The 14,276-nt window shown below is 53.3% G+C and carries 10 protein-coding genes; all 10 read right to left on the bottom strand.

Features of this window, described 5'->3' with window-relative positions:
* Window positions 1-17: 17 nt before the first annotated feature.
* Window positions 18-962, bottom strand: a complete 945-nt coding sequence (gene rbsK, locus EHV15_RS11630; protein WP_128631342.1) for a ribokinase — start codon at window positions 960-962, stop codon at window positions 18-20.
* A gap of 2 nt (window positions 963-964) precedes the next feature.
* Window positions 965-1,969 carry a LacI family DNA-binding transcriptional regulator gene (locus EHV15_RS11625; RefSeq protein WP_128631341.1) on the bottom strand — a complete coding sequence of 335 codons (1,005 nt, stop codon included), beginning with the start codon at window positions 1,967-1,969 and terminating at the stop codon, window positions 965-967.
* Window positions 1,970-2,013: 44 nt separating this feature from the next.
* A complete protein-coding gene (locus tag EHV15_RS11620; RefSeq protein WP_128631340.1) occupies window positions 2,014-4,149 on the bottom strand; it encodes an ADP-ribosylglycohydrolase family protein in 2,136 nt (711 codons plus the stop codon).
* Window positions 4,150-4,165: 16 nt separating this feature from the next.
* Entirely contained in the window at window positions 4,166-5,008 is an 843-nt protein-coding gene (locus EHV15_RS11615; protein WP_246061482.1) for a carbohydrate ABC transporter permease, read from the bottom strand.
* Complete coding sequence (locus tag EHV15_RS11610; RefSeq protein WP_128631339.1) at window positions 5,005-5,874, bottom strand: carbohydrate ABC transporter permease; 870 nt, start codon at window positions 5,872-5,874, stop codon at window positions 5,005-5,007. Before EHV15_RS11610 ends, EHV15_RS11615 begins: the two co-directional genes overlap by 4 nt.
* A gap of 74 nt (window positions 5,875-5,948) precedes the next feature.
* On the bottom strand, window positions 5,949-7,205 hold the full coding sequence (locus tag EHV15_RS11605; RefSeq protein WP_128631338.1) for an extracellular solute-binding protein: 1,257 nt from the start codon (window positions 7,203-7,205) through the stop codon (window positions 5,949-5,951).
* Window positions 7,206-7,220: 15 nt separating this feature from the next.
* Window positions 7,221-8,087 (bottom strand): nucleoside hydrolase, encoded by an 867-nt coding sequence (locus EHV15_RS11600; RefSeq protein WP_281281719.1) that lies wholly within the window; start codon window positions 8,085-8,087, stop codon window positions 7,221-7,223.
* Between the two features lie 670 nt (window positions 8,088-8,757).
* Entirely contained in the window at window positions 8,758-9,669 is a 912-nt protein-coding gene (locus EHV15_RS11595; protein ID WP_178075830.1) for a TetR/AcrR family transcriptional regulator, read from the bottom strand.
* A 77-nt stretch (window positions 9,670-9,746) separates the two neighbouring features.
* Window positions 9,747-12,896, bottom strand: coding sequence for an efflux RND transporter permease subunit (locus EHV15_RS11590; protein WP_128631335.1), 3,150 nt, complete (start codon window positions 12,894-12,896; stop codon window positions 9,747-9,749).
* A complete protein-coding gene (locus EHV15_RS11585; RefSeq protein ID WP_128631334.1) occupies window positions 12,889-14,259 on the bottom strand; it encodes an efflux RND transporter periplasmic adaptor subunit in 1,371 nt (456 codons plus the stop codon). Before EHV15_RS11585 ends, EHV15_RS11590 begins: the two co-directional genes overlap by 8 nt.
* Window positions 14,260-14,276 lie beyond the last annotated feature (17 nt).

Raw genomic sequence — 14,276 nt, 5'->3', positions numbered from 1 at the left:
AACATCTTCATCCATGTTCAAAACGCCCCTGCGAGGAACAGGTCGACCTCCGAAGCTTCGGGCATCCCGTTTTGGGCGCCGAATTTGGTGACCGCCAACGCCGAGGCGGCGACGGCGTATTCGGCCGCCTCCTTTAATCCCAAGCCTTTGGCGATGGACACCGCAAGCGCCGCGTTAAAGCAATCCCCGGCTCCCGTCGTGTCCGAGACCTCCATCTTCCTGCCGGGGATATGAAACGTATGGCCGGACGCATTCATATGCACCACGCCATCCGCCCCAAGCGTAACCATAATGGAGGGAAGCCCTTTATCGATCATCCTCCGCATGGCAGCATAAAGTGCAGAGAAATCGGTTACTTTCAAAATCTCCGGCATTCCCGCCAAAATGGACAGTTCCTGGCGGTTTGGCGTTAACAAATGCAGCATCGGGTAAATTTCTTCCGGCAATGGCTGGGCCGGAGCCGGATTCAGGATGATTTTTTTGCCCATCCCATGCGCGTATTTAATACACTCAACCACCGTATCCAGCGGAATCTCCAGTTGCAGCAGGACAACATCCGCCCGGTCGATATGCGACTTGCGCTGCTCGATATCGGACCAGGTGATTTTTCCGTTCGCTCCGGGTACGACCACAATCCGGTTGTCCCGGTCGTGGACCCAGATCGAGGCGATCCCCGTCTTCTCCTCCGGCATCACGTTCAGCGCCTGAACGATGGAATGCCGTTTTAGTTCCTGGAGCATCTGCTCGCCAAAGCGATCCTTTCCTACCGCACCGATAAAAGAAGTTTCCATACCGAGCCGGGAAGCCGCCACGGCCTGGTTTGCCCCTTTTCCTCCGGGCAGAAGCTTGACCCCGGCGCCCATGATCGTCTCTCCTTTTTCGGGAAGAACCGGGGTCTCTATGACAATATCCATATTCATACTGCCGATCACGACAATATTTGGATTTTGCGTGCCTGTCATTGCTACTCACTATCCCTTCGCGTTGAATCCCTGATGATTAATGACACGTTGATCTCGATGACCTCGGAGTCGAATTTCGTATCCCGGGCTTCAATCTGTTGTACCAGCGTGCGCGCCGCCGTTTCTCCCATTTCGTAAATGGGCTGGGCGACGGTCGTTAGTTCGGGTTCGATCATTTCGGCCAGCTTAATGCCGTCGAATCCGCATACAGCGATGTCGTCCGGCACCTTCACACCCTTCCGGTGAAGCGCCTTAAGCGCGCCGATCGCCATAAAATCGTTGCCGGCAAAGATGCCGTCAATATCGGGATGCCGCAGCAGCAGCGTTTCGACCGCCTGCATCCCGCCCTCCAGTTGAAAGTGGCCGGGCGCCATTAATGAAGGGGTGTACCATGAAAAAGACTTAACGTAGTCTTCGTAACCGTTTAGCCGTTCCTGGGCGGTGACGATTTCCTGCGGACCATAGATGTGGGCGATCTTTTTGCAGCCTATGTCAAGCAGATGCTTTACGGCAAGCTGGGCTCCCTCGTAGTTGTTGCAGCGGATTAACGTGCATTTTCCCGTATCGGACGAACGGTCCAGCACGACCACGGGAATATTGTCCCGGCGAAGCTTGTTCAGTTCCTCCTGCGTCAGATAGTTGGAGGCATAGATGATCCCGTCGATTCGCCGCTTGCGCAGCGCCTCCAGATAGCTTTTTTCCTTAAAGTCACGGTTGTCGGAATTGCAGAAGAACACGGTATAACCCCGCTGCTGGCAAATATCCTCCACGGCCCGGGCCAGTTCGGAAAAAAACGGGTTTGTAATATCAGGCAAAATTAGAGCGATCGTAGGCATGCTCCGATCCGCCAAACGGCGGAATATCGGCGGCTCATACCCGAGCCGCTCCATGGCATCCATTATCCGCTGCTCCGCCTGCTTGCTGACATATCCATTTTGATTGATCATGCGGGATACCGTCGCAATCGATACCCCCGCCAGTTCCGCCACATCTTTGATCGTCGCCAAGTTTCAACACCACCACATAGTTTCTATATATATTTACAGCAAATTTACAATAAAGGCTTTACTTGATAGGATGAGTAGGCCGTACGGCTGCCGCCGTCATTGCCGAAGCCGATGGCGCCGCGCAAATAAGGCGCGTCTTCATCGCGATACTGAATGGCCGGGCTTCCGTCGATGGAAACCTCGATCAGGGAGCCCCGCACGCTGACTTCCAGTTCATATTCCAATCCATGGTTCCAAGGGAACGGCTGGGATTGCAGCGCACGGTAGCCTTCGAAATTTTTGTACAAAGCAATCGTTTGCCCTGGTGCCAGTCCGACGGCGTACCCCCGCATCGCTCCCTGCACGCGGAACAGGATGGAATGCTGCTCGCCTTTGAGCGGTTTCAGCTTGACCCGGAACCGGTAATCGTCCCACAAATGCGAACCCGTATAGCATTCGGCCGGTTCGAATCCGTGGCCGCCGGCCAGCCGGCCTTCCTCCAATCTCCATATCCCCCGCAGGTAGGTCATCAGCGACACCGTCTGGTGCAGGGCGTTCCATTTCTCCATGCGCTGAGAGGCAAAATCGACGGCATAATCCGCGGCGCCGTACACTTTGAACTCGTCCAGGAACCATTTCAAGGAAAAAGATTTCTCCCGCAGGCTGGAATCTCCGCTCACCGTGTACTCCATACCGACCTTGCCGATCGCTGTGTTCTCGGCATACGGAATTTGGTAGCCGATCCGCTGCCATTCTCCATTCAAAACGAGCGGAGCGCTGTACAGGCGGCGTCCGGTGAAGACGTCCTCCGCAAACAAGCGCACATGGAGTCCGGTGCCTACCGTCTCGTCGAGCTTGAGCCACGCTTCCACGGTCTGTCCGGGATATACGGTTGGCGAGATGTCCGGATCGTAGCGGCTGTCGTCGAAATCGCCCGGCGAGCCGTACGTCAGGAAAAACACGTCGAAAGTCGTTCCCGTAAACACCGAAGGCGCCGTAAGCTGCAAGGAACGCCGTCCTTGGTAAGCCTCGCGGTCCGTATTGGCGAGCAGAATCCGCTCATTCCCGCGGTATTTCCATTCCAGCGCATGCGTGGAGCCGGGCAGTTCAAAATGCAGATAATGGGCGCTGTCGTCCCGCAAAATCTCCTCCCATTCCGGGATCGGCTCTCCGTTTAATTTACTGGCCAGCTTGGCCGTATCGGCGGTAATTTGCGGGATCGTCTGCAAATTCAAGCTGCCCAAAATGCCGGAGCAGCAGACGAAATCGTTAATCGGGTCTTTCCACTTCGCCTCGATTCCGCCGGGGCCGTTCAGAACGCCAAGAATCGTTCCGACATTGCCCACATTGCAGTCCGTATCCCACCCGCACATATTGCAGATATTGATCGTCCGGCTGAAGTCGCCCTGCCCGTACAATAAGGATAACACGATTACGGCCGCGTTAGGAATAATATGGCAGACTCCTTCATAATGCTGGTACCCGTATTTTTCCTGAACATAAGCAAACGCTTCGCGCCAATCCCCCGGATGCTCAAGGTGGAAGGCCATGACATCCCGCGCCATCCGCGCGTAATCGCTGGTTTCCTCAATGACGGACAACCCGTCCGCAAGGATCTCCTCCACCTTACCCTTCACAAACGCGGAAGCGATGCAGGCGGCAATAAAACGCCCGCCACGGACGCCGTCCCCGCCGTGCGTCACGCTTGACATCATCCCCGCAAGCTCCGCCGCTTTGAACGGATCGCCCGGGCATACCAGCCCCCAGCAGTCCGAGAAAATCTGTCCGCCAATCTGCTCGGCCGCCGTTTTACCGTTCTGCTCAATGGAACCGGACAGCGGAGCGGGAACGCCGTTTTTCAAATTCAGGTAAGCCGTATGCTCGGTCGAAACGCCGTAGCCTCCCCACCAAAAGAAGCCGTGCCCTTCCCCCGCGTAATTCCGCAGCGTATGGGCCATTTCCCGCTCCGTTAACCGGTTTGGATCAAAGTCGGCCAGCGCCCGCATAAAAAATACCGGACCATTGATATCATCATCCGCCGCAAAATGCTTGAACAAATAAGGATAGTCCGTAATTTCCCCAAAGGTTTGCGCAATCCGCTCGTAGGACCAGCCCTCGATATTGGCGCCATGCACCACACCGATCACCTTGCCTAACCAGCCTCCATACAATTTTTCCATGTAATCTTTAGGAATTGCCATCCGTATCACCCCGTTATTAGCTTTTAACGGCCCCGCCCGTTAAACCGGCGATAATTTGCTTTTGGAAAAAGACGTACACCAGCATGATCGGGATCACCGTCATGACGAACGATGCAAAGGCCAGGTTGTAATTAAACGAATATTGCGATTTGAAGTTATATTGGAATAACGGAAGCGTCCAAAACGTTTCCGATTTGTTCAAAATGAGCAGCGGCAGCAGGAAGTCGTTCCAGATCCAGAAGGAATTGATGATGATCACCGTGGCGGTCAAAGGAGCCAGCAGCGGAAAAATGACCGAGCGGTACGTTCTGAATTTGGAGCAGCCGTCCACCTCCGCCGCCTCTTCCAATTCTTTCGGAATCGTCGTGCGAATGTAGCCTACATATAAGAATACGCCTTGCGTTAGCGCATAAGTCACGTAAAGCAAAATCAGCCCGAACCGGTTCAGCAGGTCAAGCTCCGTCATCAGTCTGGTTACGGGCAGCATGATCACCTGGAAAGGAATGATAATTCCCATAATAAACAGGATGTACAAGGTTTTGAAATACCATTGGTTCATATTGCGGCTGATGGCGTAGGCCGTAAGCGGCACAACCAGCAGGATCAACAAGATCGAAACCAGCGTAATCAAAACGGAGTTGGAGAAAAACTGAAAGAAATTATTGTTGAACAGCACTTCCTGAAAATTGCCCAAATACAGTTCCGATGGGAAGGCAAAAAAGTTTCTGGCGCTTTCCTTGCTTGTTTTGAATGCTGTGATCACCGTCAAATAGAGGGGCAGAAAAATGACAACCAGGCCGGCGGACAACAAAATATAGCTGACCGCGGACAATCGCTTTTCACTGCTGCCGTTCATCATGCATTCACCTCCAATCTGCTCATGGAGCGGATCTGTACGATCGATACGATGGCAATGATCACGAACAAGACGATCGCCAGCGAACTCGCGTAGCTGAATTTAAATTCCTGAAAGGCAAAATTGTAGACGAGCAACCCTACGCTCTCCGTCGTTCTGCCCGGCCCCCCTCCCGTCATCGCCATAATGTAATCGAACGCGGTGAGCCCGCTTTTGGCCGAGAGGATCACGACGATATTTAAGGTCGGAATCAGAAACGGGATGACGACGGAGCGGAACCGCTGCCAAGGGGTGGCGCCATCCAGGCTGGCCGCTTCGAGCAAATCCTTGGGTACGCTCTGCAGAGCCGCCAGGAACAGCAGCGTTGGAATGGCCAAGCCTTGCCACAGGCTGACGAACAACAGCCCGAAGAAGGCCAAATCCGGATTGGACAGCAAATTCCGCGACAGCACATCCGAGCCAACGGCTTTGCCAAAAGCCGGAAGGGCCTGGGAGAACAACTGGTTGAAAATCAAACCGACGGTAATCATGCTAAGTACGGCCGGGAAGAAATACGTCGTCCGGTAAAACGATTGGAAGCGGCGAACGCGATTGAGCAGCAAAGCGATCACTACGGCAAGCACCACGGTCAGGACGATCAAGCCAAGTGCATATTTAAAGGTAAAACCCAGGCTGTTACGGATCCGGTCGTCCTGAACCAGCCGCACATAGTTGTCCACCCCAATGAAATGACTCGTCTTGCTCAGCCCGTCCCAATCGCTCAGACTGTACAAAAATCCGTTCACCATCGGGTAAAGGAAGAAAACGGCGTACAACAGAAGCGCCGGAAGCGTAAACAAGTAATGGGCATATCTGTTGAATGTTTTCATCACAATCCCCCTCTTTTTAAAAATAAATGTGGAAACCGGAGAGGATGATGCATCCTCTCCAGTCCGCCCTTCTATTACTTGCCAAACTCCTGGTTGATCCACTTCAGCAAGGCATCCTTGTCTTTCATGATCAGATACGCGGAGGTTTCCGTACCCCAGCTGGAATCGAGGCCCGCCTTCCAATTAAAGTGAAGCCATGGATAATAACGCCCGTCTTCCGTAATCAGCTTTGTGACATCCTCCGTTTGCGGAGCGTCCGCTTTGACGCCCGTGATGGTGGAAGGAGACTTCTCATTATCCGCCAAATATTGCGCCGTCTGCTGATCGGCCATAAACTTCACGAACTTTTTGGCTTCTTCCGGGTGTTCCGTAGAAGCGGAGATCGCCAGCGCATAATCGATGCCGCCTACGACAGCCCCGTTACCGTTTTCATTCGGAATAGGGAACATCTTGTATTCATCTTCCATGCCGGCTTGTTCGATCACCGGAACAGCCCAAATGCCTTGCGGAAGCATCAACGCCTGTCCCGTGGCAAACAGATTTACGGCATCCGGATAATCCGCCCCTGCAGCGTCAGGTTGGCTGTTATCGCGAATAAAATCCATTTGCGCTATCAGCTTCTGAATGCCGGGATCGTCTGCCGCTTTGACCGAAGCGTCCTGGAAAAATCCGTTGGCCGCTTCATAGCCCACGGCATTGGTCAGCAGCGCTTCGGTGAGATGACCCGCGGACCAGGCCGCTTTAAAGCTGGTAGCAAACGGGATAGCGCTCTTCTCCTTAATCGCCGCCGCGGTTTGCTCCAGTTCCGCCCAGGTTGCCGGCACCTTCAAGCCGAGCTCGGCAAATTTACCGGCATTATAAAAAATGCCGTAAGCGTTTACTGTCAGCGGCGCGCTGTAATCTTTGCCGTTCACTTTGACGCCGTCCAAAAATTGCGGATTGATGTTCGCAAGCACATCGGTGCCGGTCAAATCCATAAAGTAATCGGACTCGGCTTGCGTTTTGAAATCGGATTCATTCGGAAATATGGACATGATATCGGGCGCATCGTTGCTGGCCAGCCGGTTGTACAACACCTTCCGCGAATCCGGAACCTGCACCTGATTGACTTTGATGTTCGGGTTCTCCGCCTCGAAATTGGCGATGATCTGGTTCAGATAGTCCTTGACTTCGGACTTCTGGTTGAAGATTTCCAGCGTCACTTGCTCCCCCGAACCTTGATTTGCGTTTGCGCCTTCACCCGCGCCCCCGCCGGACGACTTGCCTCCGCATCCCGCCACGACAAGCATCAGAGCCAGCATCGAAATCCCCAATATTTTCTTTGTTTTCATATAGAGCCCCCCTGTTCATTTAAGTAATCTTTGCAAAAACAGTTGAATGAAAGCCTCGCTTTTTACCCCTACGGCAGCCAGCACATTGGTCTCCAGCGGCCGCTCGAAGAACACGTCTCTGTGTTCGACCGTCATCCCCCTGGTAAACTCCCCCTTGCACTCTACGGAAATCTTCTTCGGCGCGAGGTCCAGCAAATCCGGATGACTAAGATAAGCAACCGTCAATGGATCATGCAGGATAGGGAGATGTTTTGAGGAATCCATCCACATCGATATCAAGCGCGACAAAAAATCGGTTTCCATTCTCCCCGCAAGCTTGATCCGATCCACATCGGCCTGGGTTAACCGGCATTTCAAGGTGACGTCGAGGCCGATCATCGTCAGTTTCAGCCCCGCATCAAAGACGATTCTCGCCGCTTCCGGATCACACACGATGTTCCACTCCGGGTAAAAAGCCGAGTGCATCCCGCCCATCATCACAATGTTGGCGCCCCGCATCACCTCGGGAGCTTTCATCACCGCGCAGGCCACGTTGGTCAGCGGGCCGATGGCGACAATCGTCAAGTCCGGGTCGCGCCGCACCTGATCGATCAGAAAATCCGCCGCATGCTGCTCGCAGTTGTGATCGATGTCCTTGTATTCCTCCGCCCACTGGCACGGAATGCTGGCGGTATCCGTCTTGTTGATTAACGGGCTGCCGATACCGGTCGCCACAGGAATGTCCAATCTCCCGTAAGCTTTGAGCAATTGCAGGGCCAACTTCGTACGCAGGCCGGTGTTTCTGTACACCGTCGTTAATCCGGCCAAGTCCAATTCCGGGGAATTCAACGCCAACACAATCGCCAGCGCGTCGTCGATATCGTCGCCGATATCCGTGTCTATGACGATCCGTCTTATCTATACCACCTCTTTCATAGGATTCAAAAAGCGAGCAAGACGGAAAATCTACCATAAAAGACGATGATAATATGTAAATTTTACATCATTCTCCGCTTTTTATAGCGCTATCATAGCAAATGAAAGCGTTTCTATCAAGTTATTTTTATTTATAGTTTTTCATTTAATCCCTTGATAGTCTCACAAACCCTTATAAAATAAGAGTTTGTCGCGCCGTGATTTATTTTCGCAAGCTCCGCATTACATTGTGTAAATTTTACACATTCTTCGAAATTAAGAAAAACGCCTGACGGCGTCCTTTAATGGCTCTGACTTCTACTTTGGAGCGATCGGAGGCTCGTCCTAAACTTTGAATGCTGCTCTAACGGACACCAGCGACCTTATCCGCCCATTTCCCGGGTATTTCCCAGCCTAACGGACACAGGCGACCCTATTTCGCACTAAACCCGTTCATCCAGCACGATTTGAGGTAAATAAGGGCTTCTGTGTCCGTTACATTCTGCAAACCTCCATTTTTCCGCAAATAACGGCTCTGGTGTCCCTTAGCTCCCAGATTCCTCTTCTCCCCCCTGCGCACCGCCCTCTACCATGCCCGAAATTTTATAAAAAGTCAAAAAGCCCGGATCCAAGATCCGGGCTGCAACGCTTTAAAGATTCAATTTTGTGACGAGCTTGCCTCCGGCTCAAAAATCAGCCTTAACTGCTCGCATTCGTCTCGCAGCTCGTCAAGCTGCTCCAGGTAATACAGCAACGCTTTGATGATGACGTTTTGCTCCAAGGAGTCTTTGGACTCTGTTTTGATTTGGGCAATGGCCTGAAGGTAATCTTTCTTTTCGGATTCGCTCAGGGAAACGTGATTTTTGATGGTCAATTCCATTCTACGATACACCCGCTGAAGCTGACGCGATCTCATAACCGGCGTAACGTCCTCCGGCCAGCAGTTCATAACCCAGGAAGGCGTCTCAAACAACAGCGGCATTTCCGGTTTTTTGAACTTCAACCCTTCGACCACTAAACCGACCAAGTATTCAATATAAACCGCTAACTTACGGTTATGGTCAAACGACAGATTCGGGCCGCTCACCCGGGTGTATACAAACATGACGCTGAGCGCGATAAACGACACGTCCACGACAAATCCGTCCATTTGCTCGCCGTACAGATCGGCAATACTGTCCTCCAACCATGTAAATACTTTACGCTCGACCGTCATCACCGCATTTTGTATGCGTTCATTTTCAAAAAAATGCTGCGACGGATCCAGAAAAAAGTCGAGATAAGTATGATATTTAAAAATATCTTCCAGATAAATCATGCTTAACTCAATAATCCGGTCGCTTTTCGATAAATCCACTTTGCGATAGAGCCTCTGGACTTTTTCCTCCAGCTCTTCGGCAAAAATCTCTATCACTTCCAGGAGCAGATCCTCTTTACCGGGAAAATACTTGTAAAACGACGGCTTGGTCATTCCGCTCGCTTTGGCAATTTCATCGATCGTCGTTAAAGCAAACCCTTTCTCCTCAAAGAGTTGAAACGCCGCCTCAATGATCGCTGTTTTTTTATCCACACCCATGATCCTTTCTTCATGAATTCATCAGCGAAAAAACGCGCTCCGAAAGCCCCGCCTGCTAATGAGCCGGCCTCCTACATGGACAGCGGGCTGTTCGGACCTTCCGGAAGATGTCCCGAAGGTTCCGACGGGCCGGCATCCCGGTTGGCTTTGCGCTCCTGGCGTTTCTCCTTATATAAGGCTACCACCATGTATAAGGATGGTACAACGATCAACGTGAGCAGCGTGGAGAACATCAGCCCGAAAATGATCGTATACGCCATCGGCCGGAACAAAACGCTCCCCGTGATCGCCAGCGGCAGCAAGCCGATGATGGCGGTCAGCGAGGTCAGTATGATCGGCCGGAAACGGGCCGAGGTCGCTCCGATAATCGCTTCCGTGAGCCCTACGCCTTCGCGGCGCGCATCCTCGATAAACTCGATGAGCACGATCCCGTTCCGCACGACGATCCCCGCCAAGGAGATAATCCCCATGATGCTCATGAAGCCGATCGACGAGCCGGAAATAAAGATCCCGATGATTCCGCCTGCCGCGGCCAGATATACCGTCGTCATTATGATGACCGGCGTCGACAGCGAGTAGAACTGCACCGTAATCAACAGCAGAATCAAGAAGATGACGATGATGAACAAGCTGCCCAAATCCGCGAAGATCTCGGCCTGGTCCGACGTTTCGCCGCCAAGTGTCCAAGTGTAGCCCTCCGGAAAATGCATGCCGCCAAGCAGGGCGCTAATTTCCGTATTCAGCTCGGTTGCCGTTTTGCCGCCAGTCGCATCAGCCTCCACCGTAACGGTACGCACCAGGTTGTAGTGCTGAATTTTCTGGATGGAGAACGACGGCTTTAATTCCGCCAGCTGCGATAACGGTACTTGCACGCCTTGGTCATTGGTCACGTTGATTTGCTGGAACAGATCGCTGGGATTGCTGTCTTTGTTTTTCATATACAAATTAACGTCGATGATTTGTTTCCCCGTATCAAAATCGCCGATATCGAGGCCGTCGCCCATCAGCCGGAGCGTTTGGGTCAAGGTCTGGTAATTCACCTGATGCTGTTTCATGGCCTCTTCGTTAATGGCAAACTCCAGCGTGTAGCTTTGGTTGCCGAAGTTGTCTTTGATGCCCGAAGTGCCGTCGACCTGGGCGATTTTCTCCTTCACCTGTTGGGACAGGGTTTGGAGTTCATCCAAATCCTCGCCCGAAATCCGCACGGACACGGCCGCTCCGACCGGAATCCCCAGCCGTGGAATGTTCGTCGTAATGGTGGCCCCGGGGTACTGTTTCTTCAATTTCTCCTGCCAGGATTGCACCGTTTTATCCCAATTGTATTTGCCCTCTTTGCCGACAACCGCGATTTGGCCGACCGTAGGCGAAGCGGCTACGACATTGGTGATGTCGGAATAGATCGCCGGCGCTTTCCCGCCTGATCCATAGCTGACGAGCTCGGCTTCCGGCTGCTTCCGCACCCACTCGGCAACGCTCGACACCACGCGATCGGTTTGCTTAAACGACGTTCCGACGGGCATCTCCACATTGATGTTGACCTGCGGATCTTCCGCCTGCGGAAACAGATCGATCGGCGTCAGCAGCGCAAACCCGAACGAGGCCGTGCCGATCAAAAGTCCGGTCAAAGCGGTAAGCAGCGGCCGCTTCAGCACCTTCGGAATGATGGTGCCCGAATACCACCGCGTGGCGGCTTGAATTTGCTTGCCCAGCAAACCGGGCGGCTTTACCCCGCCTTTTTTCACTTGACGATGGACTCTTCGCTTCTCATGCCATTCGCGGAAAATCGGAATGATCGTCAGCGACATTAACATGGACGCCAACATGGAGGCGGAAATCACGATTGGGAGCGGCTTGATGAAAGAGCCGATGTCCCCGGTCAGAAACAGCAGCGGCATAAAGGCGAAGATGGTCGACAACGTCGCCGTCAGGATCGAAACGGAAACCTCATTGGCTCCTTTAACGGAAGCGTCCGACGGATTTTCTCCAAGTTCGCTGAGCCGCCGCTCGATGTTATCGTTGACGACCACGGCGTCATCGACCAGGATCCCCAGCACGATGATCAGGCCAACGATCGTAATTTCATTCAAAGTGACTCCGGTCAGCGGCAAGGCGACCAGCCCCAGCGCGATAGAGATCGGAATGGCCAAGGCGACAAAAGCTGCCGTCAGCATGTTCAGTCCAAGCATACAAACGATGATGACGGCCACGATCGCAATCAGCATTTCCCGGGTTAACTCGTTAAACATTTTGTTCACGACTTCCAGCTGGGCAAACGCTGTCTTGAACGTTACGTTTTTCGGCAGACCTTCGGCCAAATCGCTAAGCTTCTCCGAAATGACCTTATCCATGGAAGGGACGTCCGAACCCGTCTGCGCGTTGACGTTGACCAGGATGGCGGGCTTCCCGTTATAATACGGCAAATATTCCGGATCGCTATACGTCAGCTTGGCTTCACCGATATCTTTTAAATAAACGGGGAACCCGTTTTGCGTCGTCGTGATCTGAACGTCATTTAATTTCTTTACATCGTCCAGGCTTTTGACCAGCAGCTGATAATTGCGGTTATCGTAACTCAGGTCTCCCAGCGGTACGCGTTCGTTCATCTTTTGTACGGACTGAACGACCATTTCCCACGGAATTCCGTATTGCTGCAATTTCTGCGTATCGATTTGCACGGCGACTTCCCGGTCGGGAATCCCCTGGATTTCCACGCCGGCTACGCCTTTTACCGTCTGAATCTGATCGCGCCAGCCGATCATCGTATCGTTCAGTGCATACAGCTCTTCCCGTGTATCCGCGTAAACCACATAGGAGCCGACAAAAGAGGCGGTCAGATTATCGTTAACGACCGGCTGCATTGCGTCGTCCGGCAAATCGGCGGCGGCGTCCTGGACATTCTTGCGCAGTTCGTCCCAGGCCGCTTCGGCGTCCGCATCCGCATAAGCCTCTACCGTGATGCTGGAATACCCGCTTCCCGAAGTGGAGATGATGTTTTCGACGCTATCCACCTTCTTGATTGCCTGTTCCAGCACCTTGGTGACGGATTGCTCCACCTTCTCCGGCGTTGCTCCCGGGTAAACCGTCGTTACCAGCGCGGTCTTCACCACCGCATCCGGCATCTCCTGGCGGGCCAGTCCCGTAAAGCTGTACACGCCGACCAAAATAAGCATGATGAAAAACAACAGGGTAATTTTGCGTTTCTTGACCAAAAAATTAATCATTGGCCGCGTCCTCCGCCGTTACAATGGCGTACCCGTCAAACAACCCTTCAGCTCCAGCGGTCACGACGACATCGCCCTCCTGCAACCCGGACAAAATCCGGAAGCGGTTTTCAATGATTTCATCCCCAAGTTCGACGGTCGTTTTCACCGCTTTCCCGCCGACAGCACGAAATACGTACGGCTCCTGGCCGTTGCTGATCACGGCTTCGGCCGGGATGAGGATGCCTTTTTGATCGGAAACTTGAAGTCCTGCCTTCACGACCTGCCCCGGGAACCAGTCCTTTTTCGGGTTAGGAACGCTCACTTCCACGGAAATCGTGCCTGTCCCCGCATTGGTCTGCGGATAGACGCGGGTTACGGTCCCGGTCCGGGTTTCATTCCCCAGCGCCATGTCAACCTTCTGCCCTTTCTTCCAAGCGGAAATTTTGCTGTCCTGAACCGGAAGCAGCACCTGCAGTTCGGCGGTCGACCCGATGACAAAAGCCGGGTTTCCCGCAGCGGCGGCCTGGCCGGCCACCGCCATTTTCTCCAGTATCGTACCGGATACGGTAGCCGTCAATTTCGTTTTGGACAGGGCCAACTCAGCTTGCTCCTGACTGGCCAGCGCGTTTTGATACCCTGCTTCGGCTTGCGCCTTGGAGGCCAGGGCCGATTGTTTGCCGGACTGGGCTTGTTCGAGCCCGGCCTTTGCGGCTTTCAGCTGTTCATCCGTCGCGCCGTCGGTCAATTCCTCCAGTTGCTTCTGCGCGCTGTCCAGTGTATTCTCCGCATTTTTAAGCTGAATTTGCGATTGCTCGTATTCATTAAGCGAAATCAGCCCTTGAGCATATAAATTTTGATACCGGTCGGTATCAGCCTTTATTTTGTTATAGGCATCCTCCGCTTGCTTCACCTGATTTTGCGCCAGGGCCAGCTGCTGCTCCGACGCCCCCTTTTTCACCGTGGACAAATTAGCCTCGGCGCTGTGGATTTGCGCTTCGGCCTGGGCGAGCCCCGCCTCGGCGGCGCTGACTTGGCCCTTGGCTTGGGCTACGCCGCTTTTGGCCTGTTCCAACCCAATCCGGGCCGGCGCGTCATCCAGCACGGCCAGGACGTCCCCTTCTTTGACTTTGTCGCCAACTTCCACCAACGTCTGTTTGATTTCTCCGGATGCTTGAAACGTAACGGTCGCCGAATCTGCGGATTGCAGCGTGCCCGACAGATCATATGCCGTGTTCAAAGGTTCTTGTTTCACCTGCATCACCTCAACGACTGCCGAGTTGGCATTCGCTGCGGCGGTTTCTCCATCGTTTCCCGAAGAGCATGCGGTTAAAGACAGCGTGAATACCGCCGCTATCGCAAGCCATAAGCAACGTCCTTTCATCAGGATGTTCCCCTCCC

This window comes from Paenibacillus oralis (assembly GCF_003863965.1).
Taxonomy (GTDB): Bacteria; Bacillota; Bacilli; order Paenibacillales; family Paenibacillaceae; genus Fontibacillus; species Fontibacillus oralis.
Note: the sequence above shows the minus strand (reverse complement) of the source record. Positions and strands in the feature narration are given on the sequence as shown.